This is a genomic window from Neorhizobium populisoli, assembly GCF_019430945.1.
GTDB lineage: Bacteria > Pseudomonadota > Alphaproteobacteria > Rhizobiales > Rhizobiaceae > Neorhizobium > Neorhizobium populisoli.
In genome coordinates this window covers 39,031-64,968 of the sequence record NZ_JAHYCB010000021.1, presented here as the reverse complement: position 1 = coordinate 64,968, position 25,938 = coordinate 39,031, and the positions used below count along the sequence as shown (strand labels likewise).

General features: G+C 58.2%; 25 protein-coding genes and 3 pseudogenes. 15 read left to right on the top strand and 13 right to left on the bottom strand.

Going from position 1 to position 25,938, the window contains the following annotated elements:
• Window positions 1-249: 249 nt before the first annotated feature.
• The gene (locus tag KX729_RS31380) at window positions 250-774 is read left to right on the top strand and encodes a GNAT family N-acetyltransferase (protein ID WP_219746374.1); all 525 of its coding nucleotides are present in this window, start codon (window positions 250-252) and stop codon (window positions 772-774) included.
• A gap of 473 nt (window positions 775-1,247) precedes the next feature.
• Window positions 1,248-1,886: pseudogene (locus KX729_RS31375) on the top strand (IS3 family transposase); the annotation flags it as partial.
• Window positions 1,887-2,339: 453 nt separating this feature from the next.
• On the opposite strand, the gene KX729_RS34725 reads toward KX729_RS31375, so the two are convergent.
• The 3 genes from KX729_RS34725 to KX729_RS31365 are packed head-to-tail and all read right to left on the bottom strand — an operon-like array spanning window position 2,340 to window position 4,208.
• Complete coding sequence (locus tag KX729_RS34725; protein ID WP_376776108.1) at window positions 2,340-2,513, bottom strand: hypothetical protein; 174 nt, start codon at window positions 2,511-2,513, stop codon at window positions 2,340-2,342.
• Window positions 2,501-3,106, bottom strand: a complete 606-nt coding sequence (locus KX729_RS31370; RefSeq protein WP_219746373.1) for an HAD family hydrolase — start codon at window positions 3,104-3,106, stop codon at window positions 2,501-2,503. Before KX729_RS31370 ends, KX729_RS34725 begins: the two co-directional genes overlap by 13 nt.
• A complete protein-coding gene (locus KX729_RS31365; protein ID WP_219746372.1) occupies window positions 3,075-4,208 on the bottom strand; it encodes a site-specific integrase in 1,134 nt (377 codons plus the stop codon). The genes KX729_RS31370 and KX729_RS31365 overlap by 32 nt, the downstream gene beginning before the upstream one ends.
• A gap of 112 nt (window positions 4,209-4,320) precedes the next feature.
• Between KX729_RS31365 and KX729_RS31360 the strand changes: the two genes are divergently transcribed.
• Window positions 4,321-5,286 carry a DUF1403 family protein gene (locus KX729_RS31360; RefSeq protein WP_376776107.1) on the top strand — a complete coding sequence of 322 codons (966 nt, stop codon included), beginning with the start codon at window positions 4,321-4,323 and terminating at the stop codon, window positions 5,284-5,286.
• 2 nt (window positions 5,287-5,288) lie between these two features.
• Window positions 5,289-5,972 (top strand): SMC-Scp complex subunit ScpB, encoded by a 684-nt coding sequence (gene scpB / locus KX729_RS31355; protein ID WP_219746380.1) that lies wholly within the window; start codon window positions 5,289-5,291, stop codon window positions 5,970-5,972.
• Between the two features lie 56 nt (window positions 5,973-6,028).
• Here scpB and KX729_RS31350 read toward each other — a convergent pair whose 3' ends face one another.
• The 5 genes and pseudogenes from KX729_RS31350 to KX729_RS31330 all read right to left on the bottom strand — a co-directional run.
• Window positions 6,029-6,607 carry a PIN domain-containing protein gene (locus tag KX729_RS31350; RefSeq protein WP_219746371.1) on the bottom strand — a complete coding sequence of 193 codons (579 nt, stop codon included), beginning with the start codon at window positions 6,605-6,607 and terminating at the stop codon, window positions 6,029-6,031.
• Window positions 6,597-7,043, bottom strand: a complete 447-nt coding sequence (locus tag KX729_RS31345; RefSeq protein WP_219746370.1) for a DNA-binding protein — start codon at window positions 7,041-7,043, stop codon at window positions 6,597-6,599. Before KX729_RS31345 ends, KX729_RS31350 begins: the two co-directional genes overlap by 11 nt.
• Window positions 7,044-7,336: 293 nt before the next feature.
• Window positions 7,337-8,131 carry an IS21-like element helper ATPase IstB gene (gene istB, locus KX729_RS31340; protein WP_219746369.1) on the bottom strand — a complete coding sequence of 265 codons (795 nt, stop codon included), beginning with the start codon at window positions 8,129-8,131 and terminating at the stop codon, window positions 7,337-7,339.
• Window positions 8,080-9,642 (bottom strand): annotated as a pseudogene (gene istA, locus KX729_RS31335) (IS21 family transposase). Before istA ends, istB begins: the two are co-directional and overlap by 52 nt.
• A 111-nt stretch (window positions 9,643-9,753) precedes the next feature.
• Window positions 9,754-10,822: pseudogene (locus tag KX729_RS31330) on the bottom strand (hypothetical protein); the annotation flags it as partial.
• A 230-nt stretch (window positions 10,823-11,052) separates the two neighbouring features.
• On the opposite strand from KX729_RS31330, the gene KX729_RS31325 reads away from it, so the two are divergent.
• The 4 genes from KX729_RS31325 to KX729_RS31310 all read left to right on the top strand — a co-directional run bounded on the left by KX729_RS31325 (window position 11,053) and on the right by KX729_RS31310 (window position 14,001).
• Window positions 11,053-11,367, top strand: coding sequence for a helix-turn-helix domain-containing protein (locus KX729_RS31325; protein WP_219746368.1), 315 nt, complete (start codon window positions 11,053-11,055; stop codon window positions 11,365-11,367).
• Window positions 11,360-12,613, top strand: a complete 1,254-nt coding sequence (locus tag KX729_RS31320) for a type II toxin-antitoxin system HipA family toxin (protein WP_219746367.1) — start codon at window positions 11,360-11,362, stop codon at window positions 12,611-12,613. The genes KX729_RS31325 and KX729_RS31320 overlap by 8 nt, the downstream gene beginning before the upstream one ends.
• A 327-nt stretch (window positions 12,614-12,940) precedes the next feature.
• A complete protein-coding gene (locus KX729_RS31315; protein WP_219746366.1) occupies window positions 12,941-13,414 on the top strand; it encodes a mobile mystery protein A in 474 nt (157 codons plus the stop codon).
• The gene (locus KX729_RS31310) at window positions 13,411-14,001 is read left to right on the top strand and encodes a mobile mystery protein B (protein ID WP_219746365.1); all 591 of its coding nucleotides are present in this window, start codon (window positions 13,411-13,413) and stop codon (window positions 13,999-14,001) included. Before KX729_RS31315 ends, KX729_RS31310 begins: the two co-directional genes overlap by 4 nt.
• 189 nt (window positions 14,002-14,190) lie before the next feature.
• Here KX729_RS31310 and KX729_RS34015 read toward each other — a convergent pair whose 3' ends face one another.
• A complete protein-coding gene (locus KX729_RS34015; protein ID WP_246618010.1) occupies window positions 14,191-14,403 on the bottom strand; it encodes a Fic family protein in 213 nt (70 codons plus the stop codon).
• 38 nt (window positions 14,404-14,441) lie between these two features.
• The gene (locus tag KX729_RS31305; protein ID WP_246618009.1) at window positions 14,442-15,242 is read right to left on the bottom strand and encodes a Fic family protein; all 801 of its coding nucleotides are present in this window, start codon (window positions 15,240-15,242) and stop codon (window positions 14,442-14,444) included.
• A 379-nt stretch (window positions 15,243-15,621) separates the two neighbouring features.
• Between KX729_RS31305 and KX729_RS31300 the strand changes: the two genes are divergently transcribed.
• Window positions 15,622-16,710 carry a nucleotidyltransferase family protein gene (locus KX729_RS31300; protein ID WP_219746364.1) on the top strand — a complete coding sequence of 363 codons (1,089 nt, stop codon included), beginning with the start codon at window positions 15,622-15,624 and terminating at the stop codon, window positions 16,708-16,710.
• Between the two features lie 176 nt (window positions 16,711-16,886).
• Here KX729_RS31300 and KX729_RS31295 read toward each other — a convergent pair whose 3' ends face one another.
• From KX729_RS31295 to KX729_RS31285, 3 genes are all read right to left on the bottom strand, one after another.
• On the bottom strand, window positions 16,887-17,636 hold the full coding sequence (locus KX729_RS31295) for an SDR family NAD(P)-dependent oxidoreductase (protein WP_219746363.1): 750 nt from the start codon (window positions 17,634-17,636) through the stop codon (window positions 16,887-16,889).
• An 81-nt stretch (window positions 17,637-17,717) separates the two neighbouring features.
• Window positions 17,718-18,440: a ribonuclease activity regulator RraA gene (locus tag KX729_RS31290; RefSeq protein ID WP_219746362.1), complete on the bottom strand. Its 723-nt coding sequence runs from the start codon at window positions 18,438-18,440 to the stop codon at window positions 17,718-17,720.
• Between the two features lie 25 nt (window positions 18,441-18,465).
• Window positions 18,466-19,713: a glucarate dehydratase family protein gene (locus KX729_RS31285; protein WP_219746361.1), complete on the bottom strand. Its 1,248-nt coding sequence runs from the start codon at window positions 19,711-19,713 to the stop codon at window positions 18,466-18,468.
• A 90-nt stretch (window positions 19,714-19,803) separates the two neighbouring features.
• Here KX729_RS31285 and KX729_RS31280 point away from each other — a divergent pair, with 90 nt between their 5' ends.
• The 6 genes from KX729_RS31280 (at window position 19,804) to KX729_RS31255 (ending at window position 25,849) form a co-directional block, all read left to right on the top strand.
• Window positions 19,804-20,571: a GntR family transcriptional regulator gene (locus KX729_RS31280; RefSeq protein ID WP_246618008.1), complete on the top strand. Its 768-nt coding sequence runs from the start codon at window positions 19,804-19,806 to the stop codon at window positions 20,569-20,571.
• 66 nt (window positions 20,572-20,637) lie between these two features.
• Window positions 20,638-22,236 carry an ABC transporter substrate-binding protein gene (locus KX729_RS31275; protein WP_219746360.1) on the top strand — a complete coding sequence of 533 codons (1,599 nt, stop codon included), beginning with the start codon at window positions 20,638-20,640 and terminating at the stop codon, window positions 22,234-22,236.
• A gap of 23 nt (window positions 22,237-22,259) precedes the next feature.
• Entirely contained in the window at window positions 22,260-23,318 is a 1,059-nt protein-coding gene (locus tag KX729_RS31270; RefSeq protein ID WP_219746359.1) for an ABC transporter permease, read from the top strand.
• On the top strand, window positions 23,318-24,214 hold the full coding sequence (locus KX729_RS31265) for an ABC transporter permease (RefSeq protein ID WP_219746358.1): 897 nt from the start codon (window positions 23,318-23,320) through the stop codon (window positions 24,212-24,214). The genes KX729_RS31270 and KX729_RS31265 overlap by 1 nt, the downstream gene beginning before the upstream one ends.
• Window position 24,215: 1 nt before the next feature.
• Window positions 24,216-25,103: an ABC transporter ATP-binding protein gene (locus KX729_RS31260; RefSeq protein WP_219746357.1), complete on the top strand. Its 888-nt coding sequence runs from the start codon at window positions 24,216-24,218 to the stop codon at window positions 25,101-25,103.
• Complete coding sequence (locus KX729_RS31255; RefSeq protein ID WP_219746356.1) at window positions 25,100-25,849, top strand: ABC transporter ATP-binding protein; 750 nt, start codon at window positions 25,100-25,102, stop codon at window positions 25,847-25,849. The genes KX729_RS31260 and KX729_RS31255 overlap by 4 nt, the downstream gene beginning before the upstream one ends.
• Window positions 25,850-25,938: the final 89 nt, after the last annotated feature.

The window sequence follows — 25,938 nt, the reverse complement described above, 5'->3', positions numbered from 1 at the left end:
AATATCTCGACACGCTCGATGACGCGGCATGGGGTGCGGCCAGCGAAGCAAAACCGAAGTTCGTATCGAGGTCGGACCCGGCGGCGCAGTGGACCGGAGCAATGAAAGGCCATGCCTTCTTCGCATAGGCAAGCCAACGGCAAGACAGACCTTGGTCTTACCCCGCCGCCAATCATCGCCGAAAGTTTTTGATTTGCCGGATCGATGCCAGTTTGCGAAATAGCAGGTTGGTCAGGATAAGGGGGGTGCATGTCCATTATCGTGAGGACGAACCGGCTGCTTCTGAGGGAAGTCGAAGAACAAGATCTTGCAGTGTTGAGTAAAATTTATGCCGACCGGGAATGCATGCAATTCTATCCAAGCCTCAAGTCCCCAGCCGAAACGCGGACCTGGTTTCAAGAGCTTTCATTCGACAGCTACCGAGAACACGGCTTTGGCCTCTGGGCAGCAGTTGAGTTATCGTCTGGAGAGGTCATCGGCGACTGTGGAATAACTCTCCAAGAGACCCCCGAAGGGTTCGAACCGGAGATAGGGTATCATCTATGGCGCGACTACTGGGGTAGAGGCTTCGCCACTGAGGCTGCGAAAGCGTGTCGGGCACACGCGTTGAACAGCCTTGGTTTCGATAGGGTTGTTAGCATCACAAGCCCCCAGAACGTTCTATCGCAAAAAGTCGCGGAGAAGGTTCATGACCGGATGGAGGTTTACCAGAAACGGCTTCACGGCTGCGGGCGCACCGTGGATAGATATTTGTATATCAGCCAAGCAAAATGACCGCTTCGTGCCGACTGCAGTCATGGCGCAGAAGCGGTCATTGTAGTGTTATCCCGCCGGGGGCTGGAGGGCTTCCACCGCTTCCCGAGAAGACGCTAACGGCCCATGCTTTATCAGCTTGAATAAGGTCTCTAGAGAGCTCGAGCCACTCAACTAGAGGCGTTAATGTAAGACCAAATGGCGCTTTCATGGCCTGAGCTTCTGAGACAAACGCCGCGCCGTCAGAAGGTCGGCACACGACCTGAACTACGTGAGTAATACCGCGTGGACGAGGATGATTGTTAGCCCACGCACCGCCGCCTTGTTGTAATCCTATCGTGGCATATGGCGGCAGGTTGTTTTTAGTGATTTGGTCGCCAGAGAGAATGAGACCTGAACGTCGTTCGATGTTCTCAATGATTTTGTCAGAGTATGTCCAGACCGCGGCTTTGTCTTCTCCGCTGAACAAAGCGCTTGGGAATACCTTGTTCGCCGGGCTGAATGCCGGGCGGCTTCACGTCGCTACGCTCATGAAGAAGATGGGCATCGAGGCGATATACCGTCGACCGAATACCTCCAAACCAGCGCCTGGTCACAAAATCTATCCCTATCTCTTGCGAAAGCTGGCTGTCACGCGACCCAACCAGGTCTGGGCAATGGACATAACCTATGTTCCGATGGCTCGCGGCTTCGTCTATCTCTACGCCGTCGTGGACTGGTTCAGCCGGCGGGTTCTTTCGTGGCGGCTGTCAATCACGATGGAGGCGGACTTCTGCATCGAAGCGGTCGAGGAAGCGCTGGCCCGTTATGGCAGACCCGACATATTCAACACCGACCAAGGCTCGCAGTTCACCTCGATGGACTTCACAGCGGTGCTGAAGAAGGCGGAAATCGCCATCTCGATGGATGGCAAGGGTGCGTGGCGCGACAACGTCTTCGTCGAGCGGCTCTGGCGGTCGATCAAATACGAGGAAGTCTATCTCCACGCCTACAAGACCGTGTCCGAGGCGCGCGTCGGCATTGGCCGATATCTGACCTTTTACAATAGCCGACGCCCACATTCATCCCTTGACCGGCAGACCCCGGATCAGGCCTACTTCAACGTGCTGGCACCAATGATGGTGGCGGCATAATCGAGGCGGAAATCCACTTAGCAAAACGCCCCAAACTGTTCAGACAAACCGAGCCACCTCTCACATTGTCGACCGGCCGCCGCCAAGGGGGGCTTCCAGAAGCTCCGGTAATCCAAGCCCATCCGCAGGTTCCGTCAGAGAGCCTGACGTTCTCGACGGCATACGGTTTTCCCCCATGGTGAAGAATTGCCGAACCGTGCCGCTGTCCAAAGCCGCTTCTTTGATCCTCAGGGGAAGGCACCTCGCCTGCTTCGAGGATCAGGTAATCTTTTCTGTTCTCAAATGGCCACATCAGAAATCGCATCAAGTTCAACAAGCACTTCTTCATTCATAGCTTTTCTTTAAAAGCGGCACGATAGGGGCACTAACAGTTTTTCGTCCGCTTCGGGCCGAAAGCGGAAGCGCGCCCGACCTATGGCCGGCTCATGCGACATAACCTGCACGTCGCACTATTTAGGATTTCCGGGACACAGACATGAGCACGTTTTCAACGATGGCCTCAATGTTGGCGTCAGGCCAATGGTTGACATGGCTAAGTTCTGCAGGAAGATTGTGACCGACAAAAAATCCGCGCTTTGCGAGCTGCAACATAGGCATATCGCCGAAGGAGTCTCCTACCGCAACCAAAGCGTCTTGGTCGATCTGAAGCCGGGCAAGTAGGGACCGGAGCCAGGTCGCTTTATCTTCGGGCCAAAAATGCCCGATCTCACCGTTATCGCCCCATCCAGTGCCGATTCATAATCCGCGCCCAAATCAGCGGCTAGCCAATCAACAGCAAATTGCCACGTGATCGAAACCAAGGCGATTTTAATGCCTTCCTCTTTCAGGCGAGCAAAGCCGCGCCGAACACCCGGCGCGAGGCGTAGATCTTGAAGATATCCGATCAGTGTCTCTCTGCTGAAAGGTGAATACCATTCCAGCATGGTTTGCCGCCCAACTGTAATTTCCTCGCGTGAGCGGAAAAGCTCAAAGGCGTTCATTTCTGCGGTACGTCCAATATTTCTCGCGATGCACCCGCAAATATTCTCGCCACGCAGCAGTGTGCCGTCGACGTCAAAAGCTACCAGCTTGGGGGTGATTTTCGCCTCCCTTGGTTCAAGTCGCAAATCTCCCGATTTAAGTATGAGTTTTGCGCCCGACTTTCGCAACCTGCGAAACAGGTACTTTTGCGACGGGTTTTGGTGGACGCTATAACCCTGCGGCTTTGGTGAGGTTGACACGGAAGCGATCACGTCGCCGTTGATATCGGCGAGTCATCTCAGCTGATACATGCCCCAGCTGTTTCTGAATGTAACGTTCGTCGACTTCAGCGGAAGAGGCCAAGCCCGCGCGAAGGGAATGGCCGGAGAACTTGAAGGCGCGTTCGATTTCGCTGAGATCGCCGCGAACGCCCGCGGCCATCGCAGCCCTTTTCACAAGCCGAGCGACCTCCTTATCGTTCAGCCGCTCCGATCCAACAGCTTTCCCTCGCCCCGTCACCCGACGAAAAAGGGGGCCATGCGCCAGCTTGGAAAACTTGATCCAGGTTTCGACCGCCACGACCGGGCAGGTGGCATCGGATGAGCCGCGTCCCACCTCGACCTCGCGCCATCCCGTCTTGCCGCGCAAGGTGACGAGCATTCCCTCGTCGAGGATCTCTATCCAGCCGCGGCCGTCTTCAGACTGGTCGGCTTTCAGATCGAGGCCGACAATCTCCGAACGGCGTAGGCCGCCAGCATAACCAATTAGCAGCATCGCGCGGTCGCGCAGACCGCGGAGCGTGCCGCGATCAAGGGTCTCGATCATCGCGATGATGTCCTCTGCCAGCACCGCCTCTTTCTGCACCGGAGGGCGCGCGTGACTTTTGCGGATGCCGGATAAGACGGTTGCGATATGGCGATCCTTGCGATCAAGTGACAGGCCGCGCTGGGCGTAGTTCCAGGATAATGAGGACAGCCGACGCTCGATCGTCGAGACCGAGTTTGCCTTCATCCCGCGCTCGGCTGCGCCCGAGGCGCAGGCGGTAATGTAGAGACCGACGGTCTGTGGATGCGGGGGGAGGGGAGCAAGGCCGGACCGCCGGCACCAAGCCGAAAAGTGCTTCCAGTCGGACGCATAAGCCCTGCGGGTGTTGGCTGAGCTTGCCGCCTCGACATAGCCGCGCGCCCGGTTGGTCAGGTCCCTGAGATGCGCGGGCGCCTGGTGCTGATTAGTAGGGGAGGGGAGGGAGCCGTCGCTCGAAACCTCCGGCGCGGAAACATCATGCTCAGCCGCCGTGCTGAGAGACGGCGCTGAGGTCTCCTCAACGTGAATTTCGCTGTTTTGCTCGATGATTTGCGCCATTTCTCTATAGTGACAATAACGTCCGATAAGTCAACGTTATCGGACATATTGCAACGCCGGCGGGCCGTGCGGTTAAGCACTATAGTACTAGCCTAAACCGCGCATATTGCTTATGCTCAACCTTATGGATTCGCGCCTGTCACCCACCGCAACAACGTCTGTCAGGCTACCGCGCTTGCCAAGCTGGACGCGATCGCGAGCGCACGACATCAGCGAACCCGATGCTGCCTTCGCCGCCGGCATCGCACTGAAATCCCTGGACGATTTGGTCCGGGCGGATCCGCCCTGGCTCGGTTGCTGGCGTGATCGCCTCGCCCTCAAATCTGCCGCCATGGCAGCAAAAATGCTTGGTCGCAACGAGGAGGAAAGCGCCATCCGCGATGCGGTTTTGCTGACGGCCGCCGGCGACGATCCAGGACCGGCGGGGAAACTGTTTCTGGCCACGCGAATGCTCGCGCGCCAAGCTGGGACGGTGACCACACCGTTCGTTAAGGAGATTGCCGCACTGCTGGGAATGAAGTGGGACGAAAGGCTTGCCTCAATCCCCGAGATCGTCGATTCTGCAAATCAGTCCGGGCGAGCAGCACCCTTCGCGGTGGCGGACCTGATAACGGCGATCTCTGCCGGTCTCCCGGACGCCGAGGTGATGGCGCTCGGTCTGGCCGACGTCATCCTGGCGCGCAAGCTGAACTGGCCGAAACCCGTGCCGCTGTTGCTGCCTGAACGATTTGGCCCGGCGTTCCGCACCATCGGTGGCCGCGGTCGTGTCCGGCTGGGTGAGCCAGCCTATCCAAAAGCAATATGCCTGGCGATGGTTGACGGCGTTGAGACAGCGCTACGGTCCGCGGCGGAAATCGACCGCCGAGCGGCGCGGCTGCTGGCGGTTGTGCCCAAGGTTAGGACTAAGGGCGCCGAGCCGGTGATCCGCCGATTGCTGACCGAAGACGCCGTACCGGCCTCGGCGCCGGGCAGCACCCTGTCGCGCTGGGCGGCCAATCGGTTGTTCGAGCGTCTGGAAAGTTTCGAGGCGGTACGAGAACTCTCCGGCCGCCCGTCCTTCCGAATTTTTGGGTTGTGATCATGGCAGGATCTCCTGCACCAAGACCGTCACGTCGAAAGGCGAACGCCGCAGACGAACTTCTTTATGATCGTGAACTAGATCAGTTCCCGGCGGAGATGCGCTGGCGGGAGTGGATGATGCGGGTCGAGGCGGTGATCTTTGCCTCGGCCGAGCCGGTCAGCCGAGAGACACTGGCGCGGGTGGTGGGAAAAGATTGCAGCATCGATTTGCTGATCGACGATCTCATTGAGGAGCTTCGGGATCGACCCTATGAATTGGTGTCGGTTGCTGGCGGCTGGCAGCATCGCACCCGACCGCGGTTCGCTGAGACGATCCGCGCCTCATTAGCGCCGACCAGGGCAGGGGCTGCAGCCCTGTCGGAGTTCGAGGCGATGGTGCTGATGGCGGTGGGATATTTCCAACCGATCACCCGCGGCGAATTGTCGAAGATCTTTGGCAGGGAGGTCAGCCGCGACGTGATCGGAAACCTGCGTGGCGCGGGTTTCATCGGCTCGGGGCCGCGCAGCCCGACGCCAGGCGCGCCCTATACATACGTGACGACCAAGCACTTCCTCTCGGCATTTGGCATGGAGACGCTACGCGATCTGCCCGATGTTGAGGCGCTTGAAGATGCCGGTCTGCTCAGTCGGAGGGTCATGCAGAACGAGCCGCTATTGGCTGAGGAGGAAAGCGAGGATGAATAACTTGTCGGCTCTGTGCAGGATGTTCCAGTCGTTGCGCTTTGCGCCGGCTCACCCGATCACTTCAGCTTGGTGATGTTGCGACAAAGAACGCCGGAAAATTTCTTCAACCCGCCTTGCTCAAGCACTTCCACAAACATCTCGATCGACGGCGCTGTCTTGCGCAGATTGTGCCGCGCACGTTTCACACTGGAGATCAACGCGTCGGGAAACGCTGCGTGGAGTTCAACCAAGAAATCATCGGGTGACTGGCTGATCACACCGTGGGGACGGAGGTTTGGTGCTGGAAAATCCTTAAGGTTCCAGGTGACGATGACGGAAGCTTTCCCGGCGACGGCGGCCGCGAGGACATGCCGGTCGCCAGGGTCTGGTAGCTGAAGGTCAATGACCAAAGACTGGTAGTCTGCCACGTCCGCTTCCGGCAGCACCGCCTTCATCCTGTCCCGTGTGGCTACCAGGCGTTCGATGGTCAATGAAGGCGTGTTAGCGGCAAGATTGCGTATCCATTCGTCATGGATTTCGTCGGTCCACCGTGCCGCGACGAGTCCGTCGAAAGCACATTGGATGAGGACATTGCGCAGATGGAATGGATAAAGGACGCAGGCATCATAGACCGCGACGGGCGGTTTAGAGGCCATGGTTTTGAATGAGATCCTCGGTGTCTTCGGCAAGCGCATCCATTGCAGTCTGCCGGACGTCCAGTTTGGATTTTAGCGCGAGTACATCCTTGAGCAAGGCGCGGCGGTGTTTGCCGACATAGCGGAATGGCAGATCGCCCCGGTCCATACGCAGGACGACGAGGGGACGCGAGATACCGAGAACGGCCGACGCGTCGGTTGGGCTAAGCTCCTGGTCTTCGGCCAGCACCGCAACGCGTTCGCCCCGCAGCATATGCGCCAAAAGCGCTTCAACTGCCGCGGCGGCCGTGGGCGGGATCGTGAGCGTCTGTTCTTTTCCGCCTTCATGACGAACATGAAGCTCCATCCTGTCGCCAGTTTCCAACTTCGGCAAGGGTGAAACTGCCTTGCGGTCGCGATCCGACAATCCGGCGAAATGAACGATTTGACTGGTCATAGCAAAGTCTCCTCGGTCCACTATAGCGTGTCAGGCCTCTAACTGCAATAACTGAAAGTCGCCCACGAAATTTCGCGGCGGCGATGCAGTCACAATCGTCGCCGCCGCTTCGAACTCATGCGGCTTCCCAAACCTGATTCAGGATCTTTGCCGCGAGCGCTGCCTTATCCTGCGGCAGGAAGCGTCCGTAATGCTCTCGCACCACATCCGGTGTGTCCTGGTGTTGGTTTCCACGCAGAGCTGAGCCGGTTTTTCCACCGAGAAGTGAGCCACCTCTAAGTATGGTTTTCTGATCAGGGTTTGGTCAAGGGTTCGGGTTTTTCTCCTCTCTTGTGTGCTGCGGCAGCCGAGCTGGCTTTGAAGCGGAAGCTGTCGTTTCCGGTTTCCAGGATGTGGCAATGATGGGTCAAACGATCGAGCAGAGCGGTCGTCATCTTGGCGTCGCCGAAGACGGTTGCCCACTCGCTGAAGCTGAGGTTTGTGGTGATGACGACGCTGGTCCGCTCGTAGAGCTTGCTCAGCAGGTGGAAGAGTAGTGCTCCGCCTGAGGCGCTGAACGGTAGGTATCCGAGCTCGTCCAGGATGAGCAGATCGAGGCGGACCAAGGTCTCCGCTATCTGGCCCGCCTTGCCCTTGGCCTTCTCCTGTTCGAGACCATTGACCAGTTCGATGGTCGAGAAGAAGCGGACCTTTCGGCGATGATGCTCGATGGCCTGGATTCCAAGAGCGGTCGCGACATGCGTTTTGCCAGTGCCAGGGCCACCGATTAGGACAACGTTCTGCGCCCCATCCATGAACTCGCATCGGTGCAGTTGGCGCACCGTCGCTTCGTTGATCTCGCTGGCGGCGAAGTCGAAGCCGGAGATGTCTTTGTACGCAGGAAAGCGAGCGGCCTTCATATGATAGGCGATGGAGCGGACCTCGCGCTCGGCCATCTCGGCTTTTAGCAACTGGGACAGGATCGGCACGGCCGCATCGAAGGCTGGAGCTCCTTGCTCGATCAGGTCCGTGACGGCTTGGGCCATGCCATACATCTTCAGGCTACGCAGCATGATGACGACGGCGGCGCTGGCGGGATCATGACGCATGGCGACCTCCCACGATCCGGACCCCGCAAGCCATCGTAGCGTTCCACATTGGCCTTGGGTTCACGTAGCAAGGTCAGCGCCTGTGGCGTGTCTATGTCGGGACCGTCGATGGTTTTGCCGTCAATCAGGCGATGCAGCAGGTTCAGCACATTCGTCTTGGTCGCGACGCCTTGATCCAGAGCCAGTTCCACAGCCCTGACAACGATCTGCTCATCGTGATGAAGAACGAGTGCGAGAATGTCGACCATCTCACGATCGCCGCCGGGGCGGCGAAGCATCTGGTCCTGCAATTTGCGTAGGGCGTGTGGCAGTTCCAGGAAGGGTGCGCCATTGCGTAGAGCACCGGGCTTGCGTTGGATGACCGCAAGGTAATGCCGCCAGTCGTAAATCGTTCGCGGCGGTTTGTCGTGGCTGCGTTCTATGATCCGCGGATGTTCGCAGAGGATATTGCCCTCGGCTGCAACGACCAGCCGCTCGGGATAAATCCGTAGGCTGACGGGCCGGTTCGCAAAAGACGCAGGCACGCTGTAGCGGTTCCGCTCGAAGGTGATCAGGCAGGTGGGTGAGACGCGCTTGCTCTGTTCGACGAAGCCGTCGAAAGCTGCAGGTAACGCCATCAACGCAGCCTGCTCGGCGGCCCAAATATCGGCAATCGTGCCGGGCAAAGTGCCATGCGGTGTCTCGCGCCATAAGTCCTGGCAATGCTGCTCTAGCCAGGCGTTCAACGCCGGCAGATCGAGAAAGTCCGGCATCTGTTGCCACAAACGTTGTCGGGCATCCTGAACGTTCTTCTCTACCTGTCCCTTCTCCTAGCCTGCGGCGGGATTGCAGAACTCGGGCGCAAAGACGTAGTGGTTTGTCATTGCCTGGAAGCGGACATTGACTTACCGCTCCTTGCCGCGGCCAACACGATCAACTGCGGTCTTCATGTTGTCGTAAATGCCACGTCCAGGCACGCCACCGAACACCCGGAACCCGTGCCAGTGAGCGTCGAAGAGCATCTCGTGCGTCTGCAGCAGGTAGGCCCTGATCAGAAACGCCCGGCTGTGTGATAGTTTGATGTGGGCAACTTGCAGCTTCGTGCGATCGCCGCCGATCACGGCATAATCCTCGCTCCAATCGAATTGGAATGCTTCGCCTGGGCGGAAAGACAGAGGAACGAATATGCCGCGACCCGCCGTCTGCTGCTCAACCCGCCACTCACGGGCGAAGGCGGCGACACGGCCATAGGAGCCGGTAAATCCCAGAGCCGTCAGATCGGCATGAAGCTGCTTCAGCGTCCGGCGCTGTTTGCGTGACCTTCCGGCCTCGGTCTTCAGCCAGGCAGAGAGTTTGTCGGCGAACGGATCAAGCTTGCTCGGTCGTTCCGGTACCGTGAACGTCGGCTCGATCGTACCCGCGCTCAGATACTTCGCGATCGTGTTGCGCGACAGTCCAGTCCGCCCGCTGATCTCGCGCACCGACAGCTTCTCACGCAGCGCCATCCGACGGATGATGTTTAAAAGTCCCATGTGGATCACTCCGTTGCCCCCGTCGCTCTCCGCGTTGGGGGAAGGTTCACATGGCTCAATTCTCAATGGAAATTATGCGCCTAACCGGCTCCGTTCTGCGTGGAAACCAACAGGCGGGGCATCGACGACGCCGGACAGCAGATCTGGATCGTCGAACTCCTCGGCCATATGCTTGTTGGCATTGGCAGCAGATGCCAGTGCGCGCGGCGAAAGTGAACTGCCGCCATAGGTGACCCCGGGAAAAACGGATCGCATAACGCTCCTTGCTCTTTGCGGCCTGGTAACGGCGATACTCAGTCGAACCCGAGATAATTACTCGACGCACCCAGTCGAGAATCTCCTCCCGCTTGGTGAAGGGCAGGCTGCTGAAATCATCTGGCAGATGCATAGAGATCCGCCGACGCTCGGCCGGGCTGATGTCGCCGAGATCATGCCCGTACAGCGAGCGCGCCTGATGCGGCAGCTTCGCCTTGAAATACCCCTCCTCCAGTCGGTAGCGACTCTCGATCCGGCGCAGGATGTCGAAGCTCGTAACCGACCGTGGCACACGCTCGCCCTGGATCCAGGACAAAAGCGTCTTGCTGTCGAAGGTCTCTGTCAAACGAACCACGGCACGATAGAGCTGCCAGTAGCTGTCGCCGAACCGGCGCATATGGTAGATGAGCGCATCCTGAAAGCTTGCTGGATCGTCGGTCGCCTCGAATAACGGATCTGGAAATGGGCTGATCGGCTTGGGTGCCTGCCCGCGTTGTGCGGATGTGTTCCTGGCAAACACTCCGTCGGCCGCAGCGCGTTGCGGTTTTCTGGTCGACGAAACCGCTGCGGTCTTTTTGACCGGTTCGGCCTTGCTTGTGCGGGAAGATGGCTCTGCCGATGGGACATCGTCGCGAACTGGAGGCGCCTTCAGCCATCGGATGATCGCATCCAGTGCCGGCCGCAATTGCTTCCGAAGCTCGGCGGTCATGTCGTCTCCGATCCCGCAGGCCTCCCCGATCGCGATCCAGTCGATATGGCCGTTCAGAATCGGCGGCCGTTTGCGGTAGATGATCAGGCTGATCAGGTAAGGGCGGACATTCTCCAGGACCCGCTTCGAGGAGGTCGGTGCAATACGCACCTCGCAGTATTCCGAAATTTTTCGTTGAAAATGACGTGATGAAAGATCGTGTTTGGGCATACTCATTCGGTTTCTCTCCGGCACCAGTGCCGAGGGCGATCGGAAATAGGGGGGTGCCTTTAACAAACCACGTATGTTGGATCAGACCCGCAGGTTGCGACACTACCATTCAAAAAACAGCATGAATGATATGTAAACGGATCAATTCAGTAATAATGATTCGTATTCATGTCTTTCGCATTGACTTACCTCAAAATATTTGAGATAGCTTTCCTTACACCACGGAGATGGGTGGTATGGCACGATCAGAGTCAGAATCCTTGCTGGAAATCGGGCGATTGCTGAAGGCGACTCGCAAAGCCCGGCAACTGACCCAAGAGCAGATTGCTGACATGGCGGGCATATCGCGTCCCCGCTATCGTGAGATCGAGTCCGGAAGCAGTTCCGCACGCACGACGACCCTGATCAACATCGCTCGCGCTCTCGGGCTTGAACTGATGTTCGTCCCACAGGCAATGGTTCCCGCCGTCGGTGCGCTGCTGCGGCCGCAGGATGATCTCGACGATCTTCCGGCATTTATGGCGCATCCGGACGGGGATAAGAATGTCTGAGGTTTCTTCCGATCCCAGATCCATTTCGTCGCTCGACGTGCTGCTGAACGACGCGAAGGTCGGCACGATGGTCAGGACGCCCGGCGACTTCAATGCCTTCAGTTTCGAGGACAGCTATCGCGCAACCGGCGGATTTCCTGTGCTCAGCCTGTCTTTCCGAGCGGCCACTGGCGGATTGCGCAAGGACCCGAAACCCGTCGCCAGAGCGTTGCCAGCGTTCTTTGCCAATCTGCTCCCGGAAGACAAGCTGCGCGAGGCGATGGAAAAACATCACGCGGGGAGCGTTCGTGCCGGAAACGATTTCGACCTGCTCGTCGCGCTCGGGTCGGACCTGCCTGGCGCCGTCCGCGTCGTGCCAAGCGACAAGACGATTACTCGTTTTGATACCCTGTCTGCTCCCAAGCCTAAAGCCCGGTTCTCACTCGCCGGCGTTCAGATGAAGCTTTCAGTCATCAAGAATACGGGGAAGGGCGGTGGACTGACGCTGCCGCTCGGCGACGACCAGGGATCCTATATCGCCAAGTTTCCATCGACCTCGTTTCCCGGCGTTTCGGAAAACGAATATGCCAATCTCGCTTTGGCCGAAGCGATCGGCATGGAGGTGCCGGAGCGGGAGCTTGTCGAACAGTCCGAGTTCGAAGGAATCCCAAAGGAGTTCGAGACTCTGTCGGATGGAAAAGTCTTGCTCGTCAAACGCTTCGATCGCGGCGCAGACGGCGAGCGTATCCACATCGAGGATTTCGCGCAGGTGTTCGGCATCTATCCGTCCCGGAAATACGAAGGGGGTGCCTATCACGATATCGCCGCAGCCTTGAACGTTGCCGTCTCGCCGACCGCTGCTCTTGAGTTCGTCCGCCGACTGGCGCTGGCAGCCATCACCGGCAATGGCGACATGCACCTCAAGAACTGGTCGCTGATCTATCGCGGGGCAGGCGACAAACCGCAGCTCGCACCCATCTATGACGTGCTCTCGACAGTTCCCTACATTCCCGCGGATGCCATGGCTCTATCGCTCGCCAGCGAGCGACCTTTCAAGGCGCTGAACGTGCAACGATGGAAAGCCTTCGCCAACCGTGCACGGCTGCCGGAAGCGGCCGTGCTCAAAGCTGTGGTCGATACAGTCGAACAGGTGAACGGTTTTTGGTGGTCGCTGCCGGGACGTGATGTCGTCCCGGCGAAGGTTCTCGAGCGTATCGATACGCATGTAAGGCTGATGACGCCGATCCTTGGCACTTGTGCCAATTAACGTGGCGGCAAATCACGCTGATCTGCAACAACGCCGTGAGACTTTCCGGATCGTATCGCGGGCGATCGCCCGCGCCAGATGCCGACAGCTGGAAATCCTTTAAAAGAAACAGATAGATGTAAATAAGTCTGTTCATTATTGGGCTCGTCCGGCCCCAGGCCTAGCGGGCGCAGCAAATAACCTTATTGCGTGTTACTGTCGAGGCGAACAAAGCACCGTGGTGGAGCCTAAAAATTCCAAAAATCTACATAACTGGAATCTATAAATTCCGAATATATGGATTTGTCAGAATTCATAGGTTATAAATTTTATAGGAGATTGAAACCTATGAATTCTAAAAAGCGCAATGTGAATGCCCTCGCGCGGTGGGCGCTGGACATACAATTAAAGCCTCTGCGGACAATGGAGCCGTTGATCCGCCCAGAAAGGGGATGGATCCGGGCTATTCGCGAATCCATCGGCATGACGACTGGGCAATTCTCGAAGCGATTGGGCGTTTCTCAGCCACGCATCGCAGCTCTTGAGCGGGCTGAGGCAAACGATGTTGTAACGCTCAAGAGCCTGCGAGAAGCAGCCGACGCGTTGGATTGTGTTCTCGTCTATGCTGTCGTGCCTAAAGCTCGGTTGGAAGATGTAGTGAGAGCCCGAGCCCGTTATGTGGCCGAGCAACAACTCAAACGGACCGATCAGACCATGCGGCTGGAAAATCAAGCTGTCAGCCGCGCACGACTGGAACGCGCCCGAGATGACCTCACGGAGGAGATTCTCAGGGACTATAAGCGCTTGTGGGCGGACATATGAGCGATCCGCTGATCGATGCTGAGGATGATGCTGCGACGCCGTTGACGCCGGATGAGCGCCGCGATCTGATCCCCAGCTATATTACGACGCGCGACCAATTGAATGAAGTAGAGCAACTCGGGATCGCGGAAGCTGACCGATGGGCCTTTGGCCGAAAGCGCGACGTCCTCGATGAGCGATTTTTGCTAGGCCTGCACAAGCGGATGTTCCAGGATGTCTGGAAGTGGGCCGGAAATTTCCGCACGACACCGCGAAATATCGGAGTTGACGCCTATAAAATCGGCGTAGAGTTGCGCCAGCTCCTTGGTGATGTACGCTATTGGAGCGCACATTCCACTTTTACACCGGATGAAACTGCACTTCGATTTCATACGCGCTTAACCTGGATTCATCCGTTCCCAAATGGAAACGGTCGTCATGCACGTCTTGCGGCTGATCTTCTGGTGGTGGCGTTGGGTAGTCGTCGCTTCACTTGGGGCGGAGCCGGCCTGGTCGATCCGAATGCCATGCGGAGAGCCTATATCGACGCTGTACGTGCTGGTGACAATTATGATTTTGCACCGCTTCAAAGATTTGCGCGTTCCTAAATTTAGATTCGGGTCGGGTGCCGTTGTCGCAAACGCGTAAGCTAACCGATGCGCCCGTCCGAATGGCATGATAAAGTATCATACCGGATAATATCAATCAAACCATCAGCTTAGGAAAAACGACTGCGGGGCCGCCGGTTCACATCCCTTCAAGAGCAAACCCAGTAGATCTGCCTGTTATCTGATTGATCAGGAAAGACCGTACCAAGCACCGCGGCCCGCACCGTGCAGGACGAGGTGCCCTTGATCGACGAGGGCCTTGAGGTGATCCTTGATGGTGTGACGGCTCGCATGTGAAATGCTGGCAGCCTCGGCGACCGTGATCTGCCCATGCTCGCGCGAGAACTCGAGCAATGTGACGGATAGTTCCGGCATGTCGGCGAGGATGCGCTCACGCTCCATTTTCTTTTCAAGTCGGGTCTTCTGCCGATGCAGGGCTCTTAAAAAGAACTCGATCCAAGGATTCCAATTGGGTTCAGTGCTTCGGATCGTTCCCTGTGTACGCCGGAGAGAGATGTAATAGCTCTCCTTGCTTTGCTCGATGATGCTTTCGAGCGAGCTGTATGGGACGTAAGCGTAGCCAGCTCGCTTAGCAGCAAGGTGGTCAGAATACGCGAGAGGCGGCCATTGCCATCTTGGAACGGATAGATTTCCAGGAATACAACAACGAAGATCGCGACGACCAAAAGCGGATGGAGCCGTTTTTCTCGTCCTTGCTCGTCCAGCCAAGCGAGAAGTTCTTCCGTTCGACGCGGCGTATCGAACGGCGACGCCGTTTCGAAAACGATGCCAAGGCTCTCGCCTTGTTCGTTGAACGCTTCCACGTTGTTGGAGAGATTTTTGTAGGAGCCGCGATGACGCTCATCCTTGGTCGAATGTGCAAGAAGGTCGCGGTGGAGCTGACGGATATGATTCTCGGTGAACGAGATAGCTTCGTAAGCACTGAAGATAGTCTCCATCACCTCCGCATAGCCAGCAACCTCTTGTTCGTCGCGCGTTGTAAACGACCCCAGGCGAATGTTTGCCAGCAACTTTTCGACCTCTCGGTCGGTGAGGCGCGCTCGTTCGATACGTGTGGAGGAACCGACACTTTCGATCGTCGCAACGCGCCGGAGATTGGACAGCCGCTCTGGAGCGATCCGGCCGATCGCACGCCAAGCGCCTTTGAATTCGTCGATTTCGGCGATCAGGGACAGGATTTCGGGCGTGATCCGCACGGTCGCCGTGTTCAGAGTTTCCATTCTTCCATCCATTTCCATCCAATTTCTTAATTGGTGGTCTGCGCGTCGGCCTGCGCGTCGTGAAACAGAAGAATTGCCAGTCTTCGTTAGAGCGGATCCAGACTTTTATGGGGCGAGACAAAAGAGATGTTGAGGATGGCTCCCAGCAGAAGCTGCAACGGTCTTTGGATTTCATCAGGAAGGCAATAGCGACCAAGAACGAGGACCGGGATTTCTAAGTCCCTGCCGTCCCTAAGAATTCGAGTGACATGGAAGCGAAACAACATCAGGTCGCAGGTTCGGATCCGTTCAAGGCGATAGAGCTAGCATCCTATCTTGCTATCTATCCCTTGGCCGTTATATTGTTTTTGAAAAACGGTATAACCCCGGAGACGAGTCTGTGAAGTCAATCGACCTCATGTATCAGACGATGCTCGCCGAGCTAGGTCAGCGCTCGCTCGACGCCGCTTGGACGGCTGATTTCCCTCCGGAGGGTCGGTTCACTCCGGCGAACATCAAGGGGCGCAAGTACTGGTATTTCGACATCCCCGATGGACATGGTGGTACGAAACGTCGTTACGTCGGTTCAGCTGATGATACGGTTATCGCGCAGCGCGTAGCTGATCACAAGCGTGATAAAGACGATCTACGGGCTCGCAGGCGCTTGGTAAATACATTGACCCGCGAAGGCGGGATGATTGCCCCTGATGCGATGTCGGGTGACATCGTCGAGGCTCTTGCCGATGGCGGTCTCTTTCGGCTCCGGGGTGTTCTCATCGGCACGGTGGCTTTTCAATGTTATTCAGGACTGCTGGGCGTCCGCCTTCCAATGGCTGCGATCCTGACCGGCGATGCGGATATCGCTCAGGACTATGCCATCAGTCGAGAGGTTGAGGACAGTCTGCCTCCGATTGTAGAGCTGCTGCAAGGCGTCGACGCCAGCTTCCGGCCAGTTCCACATCGATCGGGATCCGCGGCCTCGTCGGCGTTTCAGAATGCCGATGGCTACAGGGTTGAATTCCTGACATCGAACCGTGGTTCGGACGACTATGTCGACCTGCCGGCAAAGATGCCTGCACTTGGTGGTGCCAGCGCGGATCCACTACGCTTTCTTGACTTCCTCATAAGGGAACCCGTCAGGACAATGTTGCTCCATCGAAGCGGTGTTCCCGTCGTCGTCCCTGATCCGTCCCGGTATGCGGTCCACAAGCTCATTGTGGCCAGCCGCCGTCATACTGATGGCCAGGGTCCAGCGAAGCGAGAGAAGGACGTTCGTCAAGCTGCGCTGCTCTTTGAAGCCCTGCAGCAGACGAGACGATCCACCGACTTGGCGCTAGCCTACAACGAAGCATGGGAGCGCGGACCTGCCTGGCAAGAAGGTATTCGAACCGGAGCAGGAATGCTGCGAGCACAAGATGCCGAGCGGCTCAACACGGTCCTGCTCGAAGGCGCAAGACGAAACCGTGAAGAGATTGAACTTCCGTTTTGAGAATAGGTCGTCCTTCACTTCGAAAGCCAAGCAGTTGATTTGATTCGAAATGGCGAAGACAAAAATGGTGCCGAGAGTTCATATCCTTTCAAGGCGAAGAAGCATACTTACACTGCCGCTCACTCAAGTCTTGAACAGGACGACGGCGCAAATGTCGCGCCGTCGTCCTGATTGCATCAAGAGAAAAGAGTGCCGCCATTGACGTCGTAGCATGCGCCGGTCACGAACGACGCGTCGTCGGAGACAAGAAATGCCACGAGCGAGGCCACTTCTTGCGAGCCGCCTTCGCGCTTCAGCGGCGTGGACGCGGCGACCCGTTCGCGGACTTCCGGTTTGGTGAAGGTATCGTGGAATGTCGTGGAGATCATTCCCGGGCAGACTGAATTGACGCGAATGCGCGGCCCAAGCTCCTTCGCAAGCCCGCGGGTGAATGTCATCACTGCGCCTTTTGAAGTGGCATAGGCGACCGCCCCCGCCCCACCGCCATCACGACCGGCCTGTGATGCGAATGTCACGATCGACCCACCGTCCGGCAGCACGGAAGCCGCGGCCTTGGATACGTTGAACAGGGAAACCAGATTAAGATCGATCACTTCCCTGAAGAAGGCCTCGTCCATGTCCGCCAGCGTCTTGCGCGCCAAAAGGCCGCCGGTGACATGCACGACGCCATCCAGCTTTCCGAACTCTTCCACGGTGCGGTGTATCGCGCCCTGTGCTTCCGAGGCCACTCTGAGATCCGATTGAATGCTGACGGCTTTTCCGCCTGCCTCGTTGATCATGCGTACACAGTCGTTCGCGCCATCGGCCGATTGTTTGTAGGTCACGGCCACCTTTGCGCCTTCCGCTGCCAGCCTCTCGGCACAGGCCCTGCCGATATCGCGCCCGCCGCCGGTCACAAGAATGACCTTGCCTTGCAGTCCCTTCATGGAGATTATCCTTTCATTCCAGATACTGAGGGAGCGAGCAGGATGTTATCTGGCTCGCCCGTTAAGATTGCGCAGCCGGCTTCAGCGCTTGGCTGTCCCGCGCCAGCTTTCGAAATCAGCGGCCGCCTTTTCATCGGTCGGTGGATAAAGGCCGAGTATCGATCGGCCGCCATTCACCTCTTCCAGCACAAAATCCTCGAAGGCGGTCATCTCGACCGCTTCTGCTGCGACCTCATCGGCCAGCTCGGCGGGAATGACTACTACGCCTTCGCCGTCACCCACCAGAATGTCGCCGGGAAAGACGGCAACGTCGCCACACCCGATGGGAACATTGATGTCGAGCGCCTGATGCAGCGTCAGATTGGTCGGCGCCGAGGGCCGGTTATGGTAGGCGGGGAAGGGGAGACTGCCGATCTCGGGCGAGTCCCGGAAGCCGCCATCGGTCACCACGCCTTCGACGCCCCGCACCATGAGACGTGTCACAAGGATCGATCCGGCGGAGGCGGCGCGCGCATCCTTACGGCTGTCGATGACGAATACCGCGCCTTCGGGGCAGTCCTCGACGGCCTTGCGCTGGGGATGTGCCCTGTCCCTGAAAACAGAGAGCGGGTTCAGATCTTCGCGTGCCGGGATGTAACGAAGCGTAAAAGCTTCTCCGACCATGTTGCGACTGACTGTGCCCACGGGGCGCACGTCCTGAATGAACTGGTTGCGAAGGCCGCGCTTGAAAAGCGCCGTGCACAGCGTCGCAGTGCTGACATGGCGCAGTTTTTCTCTCGTTTCGGCGGAAAGTTTGCCGGTCATTGCATGGTCCTCTTTCTGAATATGTTCACCAGCGCGGTACGCGCCGTTCGTAGCCGGGATCGAACTGCTGCATGTAGGCCGTGTCGTTACGCTCGCTGACGCCGGCTTTCTCGTAGAGTGCAGCAAAACCGGCCAGTTTCTCCTGGTTGAGGGAGACGCCAAGGCCGGGCTTGTCCGGCACAGCAAGGCTTCCATGTTTAAAACGGAAAAGTTCGCCTTCGATGACGTCGACGCCAGTCCAGGGATAATGCGTATCACAGTCATAGGTAAGGTTCGGCGTAGCGGCCGCGACATGGGTCATCGCCGCCAGCGTTATGCCGAGATGCGAGTTGGAATGCATCGAAACGCCGAGATCAAAAGCATCGCAAAGCTGGGCAAGGTGGGTCGATGCCCGCAGGCCGCCCCAGTAATGGTGGTCTGACAGAACGATCTTCACGGCTTTCTTGCGCACCGCCGCCGCGATCTGGTCGAATTCCAGCACGATCATATTGGTTGCCAGCGGAATGCTCGTCGCCGCAGCGACTTCTGCCATCGCATCCATGCCGATCACGGGATCCTCCAGATATTCCAGAACCCCCTCAAGCTTTTTGGCGATGTAGATCGCAGTTTCGACTGTCCAGCCGCCATTTGGGTCGATGCGCAGGGGGTGATGAGGGAAGGCCTCGCGGAGCTTGAGCATGGTCTCGATTTCGAGATCGGGTTCCAGCACGCCGCCCTTCAGCTTCAGAGATCTGAAGCCGTGTTCGGAGACGAAACGACGAGCCTGCTCCACCATGGTATCCGGCGACATCACCTCGCCCCAGTCGTCCGGCTCCTCGCCGAAATGCCCTGCAAACTTAAAAAACAGGTAAGCGCCGAAAGAAACTCTTTGGCGCGCAGGGCCGCCCAGAAGGTCAACGAGCGGTCGGCCGACCGCCTTGCCCTGAATATCCAGACAGGGAACTTCAAAGGCTGAAAAGACGACATCCGTCACCTTGTGGTCCGCGACAGCCGTTTTCGCATTGATGCCTCCGCCATTCGGCAAGGCCTTCAAAACCCGCTGTTTCAATTCGTTTATATGAAACGGATCAAGGCCGATCAGGGTGGGAGCGGTGTCCCGCAATCCCTGAAGCGCCTTGATGCTTCCGTAACTCTCGCCAAGGCCGACCGTCCCGTCGTCACAGAAAATCTCGATCACGGTGCGCAGCGCATATGGCTGATGGACGCCCTTGCAGTTCAGCAGCGGCTTGTCCGGAATGGCAACCGGCGTGAGTTTCACATGTTCTATACGCATGAGCTTTCCCAAAATCGTGATATTCCGACTTATGTCACTTGCATATTTCAAATGCAATGTGATATCTCAGATTTAAGTTGGAGATATTAGATGGCCTTGCAGCTTTCTTCAGACATCACCGAAGTTCTGTCGCCTTCATCCTTGGATGCTCAGGGAAACCTGGTCGATCAGGTGCATCGCGCGTTGCGCTCTGCCATTGTCGAGGTGCGGCTTCGACCCGGTAGCGCTCTGTCCGAAAAGGAAATTGCGGCCTGCCTCAATGTCAGCAAGACGCCCATCCGCGAGGCCCTGATCCGCCTGGTGGAGGAGCGCCTCGTTATGGTCGTTCCAAAAAGCGGTACTCGGGTCTCGACCATTGACATAGATCGTTTCCGGGAAGGCTGCTTTGCGCGCCTGCATATCGAAGTCGCCGCCGTCGCTCAGGCTGCAACGCTGCGTACCGACGAACACATTATCCAGATGAAGGCGAACCTTTCCCGTCAGCGGGACGCGCTGGAACGGGAAGCCTATTGGGATTTCTTCCTGTGTGACGAGCAGTTCCATGCGCTGATTCTCAAGGCTGCAGGCCTGTCCGGTCTGGTGCCGATCATGGAGGCGGCGAAGGTCGAAGTTGACCGTATCCGCAGCCTGAAGAACCGCCTCGGCGTGCGGCGCACGGAAATCGTCATCCGGGAGCATGAGGCCATCGTTTCTGCGATCGCTGCACGCGATCCGGGGCGGGCATCGCAGGCGATCCGCGAGCATCTGGGCGAGGTGGACCAGCGCATCTGGGCGCTCGGCGAGGATCACGTCCTTTGGAGCTTCATCGAGTCGGTCAGCAAGGTGCCGGGGCGAAACTCGCTGGGCATCGCCGGCTAGGGCCGGGACGAATTCAGATTTATCGAAAACACGGCGCGGAGGCGCCGGTCATGGGAGGATCATACAATGAGAACACGTATTCTGGCGTCGCTTGCAATGGCCGCGCTGCTTTCATCGGCCGCAATGCCAGCATGGGCGGATACACCGAAGGACCAGCTGATCATCGGCCTGTCGATGACCAATCTTCTGACGCTCGATCCAGCCGAGGCCGTTGAAACGGAGTCCTTCGACGTTCTCAACAACCTCTATGACCGCCTCATCGAGATGGATGCCAAGGTTCCCAGCAAGCTGGTGCCGGGGCTCGCGGAAAAGTGGGATGTCGCCGCCGATGGCACGCTGACTTTCACGCTGCGGTCCGGTGCGAAATTCCAGTCCGGCAATCCGGTCACCTCCGCCGATGTGGTCTGGTCCCTGAAACGTGTCATGAAACTCAATCGCGGTCCGGCATCGTTTATGCGGGAGATAGGTTATTCTGGCGAGAACCTCGAAAAGCTGCTGAGCGCGCCCGACGAAAAGACCGTGGTGCTGAAGCCGGCGGAAAAGATCAACCCGGAAATCGTGCTCTACACGCTTGCCCGCACGGTCGGCAACGTCGTGGACAGCAAGACGGTGATCGGCCACCAGAAGGGAGAAGATCTCGGCCGTGCCTGGCTGACCAACAATTCCGCAGGTTCGGGTCCATTCGTGCTGCGGCGCTGGAGCGCCAACGATGCCGTCATTCTAGATCGCAACGAGGCCTATTGGCGGGGCGAACCGCAGATGCGGCGTGTCGTGATCCGTCACATGCCGGAATCGCAGAGCCAGAGACTGCAGATCGAGCAAGGTGACATCGACGTCGCGCGCTCCCTCTCCGCGCCGGATCTGAAGGCGATGGCCCAGAACAGGGCCATCCAGATCCAGAAGGTCGGCAGCGGTGGTTTTTATTATCTTGCGGTCAGCACGGCAGACGAGATTTTTGCCAAGCCGGCAGTCCGCGAGGTTCTACCCTATCTCATCGACTATGACGGCATTGGTTCGGCGGTGGTGGGGGACTATGGTATCAAGCGCCAGGTACCCGTTCCCGCCGATTATCCGGGCGCCATCGCTGATCCGGGCTACAAGCTCGATATCGCCAAGGCTAAGGACATGCTTGCAAAAGCCGGATATCCGAACGGGTTCAGCACGAGCATGCTGGTTCTTTCAGACTCTCCCTTCGTTGATATCGCCACGGCGATACAGGGCACGCTGGCCCAGGCCGGAATCAAGGCGGAGATCGTTCAGGGCAATGGCACTCAGGTCTACGGCAAGATGCGTGACCGCAAGTTCTCCATGATCGTCGGCCGAAGCGGCGGCCAGATGCCGAACGTGCTGGGCGCCATCCAGGCCTATACCAGCAATTTCGACAACGGGCCGAAAAGCACCCAGACGGCGAGCCTTGCCTGGAGAACATCCTGGGATATTCCGGAGCTGACAAAGCTGACGACCGAAGCCCGATCCGAGGGTGACGAGGCCAAGCGGACTGCGCTCTACAAGCAGATCCAGGAGACGTTCCTGAACACGGCACCGCCGCTGTTTTCCGTCGCCGCCGCAACGCAGCCCAGCGCCATCCGGGCCAATGTCCAGGGCCTGACGGAACAGCAGGCCCGTTCACCCTATTGGTTCTACGTCACCAAAAGCCAGAAGTAACACAGCATCCGAAAGGAGCCGAGATGTCGGCCGTCCCTTCTCCAGAGCGCATCGAGCGCGGCCAGCACCTTCGGGAACTGGCCGCCGCCGCTGCGGGTCCACTTGTCAGCATTCTGATCGCCTTCGTGGGATTGCTGGTGATCATCTTTTTCATGGGCCGCATCTTGCCCATCGATCCGGTGCTCGCCATCGTCGGCGATCAGGCGGACGCTTCGACCTATCAACAGGTCGCGCGGGAAATGGGATATGACAAGCCGATCGTCCAGCAGTTCCTCATCTATGTGAGAGATGCGCTGAGCGGTGATTTCGGCCGGGCCAGACTGACCGGTAATCTGGTCTGGACCGACATTCTGTCCGTGTTCCCGGCGACGGTGGAACTGGCAACCGCGGCGATCCTCATCGGCGCGATTCTGGGCATACCGCTTGGCGTGACCGCTGCGGTAAACCGGGGCAAGCCGCTCGATCATATCCTGCGTGTCGTCATGCTGATGGGGCATTCCGCGCCAATCTTCTGGCTCGGGCTTATCGGCCTTATCGTTTTTTACGCCACCCTTCAATGGGTTGGCGGTTCGGGACAGCTCAGTCTCTACAACATGGATATCGTGCCGCGCGTCACCGGGTTCATCCTGATTGATTCCTTGATCGCCGGAGAAGTGGAGATCTTCCAGGATGCGGTGAACCACCTCATCCTTCCGGCAGGCATTCTGGGTTATGGCTCGACCGCCTTCATCGGACGCATGACGCGAAGTTTCATGCTCGACCAGCTCACCCAGGAATATGTAACCGCTGCACGGGTGAAGGGACTGTCCCGCCGGCAGGTGATCTGGAATCACGCTTTCCGCAATATCCGGGTTCAGCTTTTGACGGTGCTGGCACTTGCCTATGGCGGATTGCTCGAAGGTACGGTGCTGATCGAATCCGTATTCTCCTGGCCGGGGCTTGGCCAGTATTTCACCAATGCCTTGCTGATCGGGGATATGAACGCGGTGATGGCGAGCACGCTGGTCATCGGCTCGATCTTCCTTGGTCTCAATCTGCTGACCGACATTTTCTACAAGATACTGGACCCGAGGACCCGCTGATGCTGCATGGTGTAGTCGAAAACGCCGGCGCGAAGGCCGCCGACGCCGAGAGCCGGCAGGTCAGCCGCCTTTTATCGTTCTGGCGGATTTTCCGTACAGATTTCTCGGGAATGCTCGGTCTGGCGGCTGTCGGTATCCTGATCGTGCTGGCGCTTCTTGCTCCGGTCATCGCGCCTTACGACCCCTATCTCCAGTCGCTCCAATCGACGCTTCTGCCACCGAGCGCGCGGCATCTTGCCGGTACGGATGAGCTTGGCCGCGATGTGCTGAGCAGAATGCTCTATGGGGCGCGCACCACGCTTCTCGTCGTTGTGTCCGTCTCGGTCCTTGTGGCACCGATCGGCCTGTTGATCGGCATCTGCGCCGGTTATTTCGGCGGATGGATCGACCGGACGCTGATGCGGGTCGTCGATATCTTTCTGGCGCTGCCGTCGCTTGTTCTGGCTCTCGGCTTCGTCGCGGCACTCGGCGCAGGCACTGAGAACGCGGTACTTGCCATCGCCTTGACCGCCTGGCCGCCCATCGCGCGACTTGCGCGGGCCGAAACCTTGACGATACGCTCGTCCGACTATATCGCTGCGGCCCGCATGTACGGCGCGTCCTCATTTCGTATCATTACCGCGCATGTCGTTCCGCTCTGCATGCCCTCGATCATCGTGCGCGTCACGCTCAGCATGGCTTCGGTGATCCTGACCGCTGCGGGCCTCGGCTTTCTCGGCCTCGGCGCACAGCCGCCAAGCGCGGAATGGGGTACGATGATATCGACCGGCCGCAAGGTGATGATCGATCACTGGTGGGTTGCGGCCTTTCCCGGTATCGCGATCCTCGTCACCAGCCTCTCCTTCAACCTGATCGGCGACGCGCTTCGCGATGCGCTTGACCCGAGAAAGGCGTGACATGACATCTCGATCACAGACCCTTTCTGCGGCAGGGCAGGACAGTCTCCTGAGGATCCGGAATTTGAGTGTCCGCTTCGGTACTTCGCCCGAGGCGACCCGGGCGTTGCGCAATGTCAGTTTCGATCTCGGCAGGGAAAAGCTCGGTATTGTCGGGGAATCCGGTTCCGGAAAGTCCACGCTTGGTCGGGCGATCCTCAAGCTTCTGCCACCCATTGCCCAGATCTCGGCCGATCGAATGCAGTTCGACGACATGGATCTCGTCAACGCGTCGGAGCGCAACATGCTGGCAATCCGCGGCAGCCGTATCTCGATGATCATGCAGGACCCGAAATATGCACTCGATCCGACCATGCGCATCGGCGATCAGGTGGGTGAGGCGGTGGCGCTTCATCTCAAGCTTCGCGGTCGAGAGAAGCGCCGCAAGGTGCTGGAGCTGCTTGAGTCCGTCGAGATCCGGGGCGTGGAGCGCGTCTACGATCTTTATCCGCATCAGGTTTCCGGCGGCATGGGGCAGCGCATCATGATCGCCTCGACGCTGGCCGCCAATCCGAAGGTGATCATTGCAGACGAGCCGACTTCGGCGCTGGATGTCACCGTGCGGCGCAAGCTTCTCATTCTGCTCGACAAGCTGGTATCCGCCCAAGGGATAGGATTGATCTTCATCACGCATGATCTCAATCTCGCACAGGATTTCTGCGACCGGCTGCTGATCATGTATTCCGGGCAGGTCGTGGAAAGCCTGAAGGCTGCCGAATTGCGACAGGCACGGCATCCCTACACGCAAGGCCTTCTGGCTAGCCTGCCGCGCCTTGACCTCGACCTGCCGCGACTGCCGGTCATGATGCGCGATCCGGCCTGGGCCAAAGACATGGAGACGGCGCGATGATCGAGATCAGAGATCTGGAACTCACCTTCGGAACCGGCCGGCACCTGGTTCGGCCACTGTCTGATCTCGCCTTTTCGGTCGGAAAAGGTGAGACATACGGTATCGTCGGGGAAAGTGGATGCGGCAAGTCGAGCCTGCTTCGCTGTATCGGCGGAATGGAAAAAGGCTGGACCGGGGCAATTGAAATTGCAGGCCAGCCGGTGCCGCGCATAAGACGCGGAAGCGAATGCCGCGTCGTGCAGATGGTGTTTCAGGATCCCTATGGCACGCTTCATCCAAGGCACACGATCGGCATGGCGCTGTCCGAGCCGTTGAGGGCACAGGGCATGGAGCGGTCGACCTCACGGATCGCCGACGCGCTGCGCGCCGTGGGCCTCAACCCGGCCTTTGCCGAGCGTTATCCTCATCAGCTTTCCGGCGGGCAGAGGCAGCGCGTCGCGATTGCGCGCGCGCTCATTCTCAAGCCGGATGTCGTCCTGCTCGATGAACCCACGTCGGCGCTGGACGTGTCGGTGCAGGCGGAAATCCTCAATCTGCTGGCCGATCTGCGAGAACAACTGGGCCTTACCTACATTCTCGTGAGCCACGATCTGGCGGTTGTGGCGCATATGTGCGGCCGTATCGCAGTCATGCAGTCCGGAAAGGTCCTTGAGGAGTTGTCAGCGTCCGATCTCCGGCATGGTCGAGCGACCGCAGAGTATACGATCGAGCTCATTGAAAGCAGCCAGCTGAAGACTGCAGCCTGAATACAACCCTGATGCAAAACTGTAGGACGGATCATTTTCGCTGCGATTCAGTAGGTAATTTTCGACAAGATACCTCAAGTTTCCTTGGG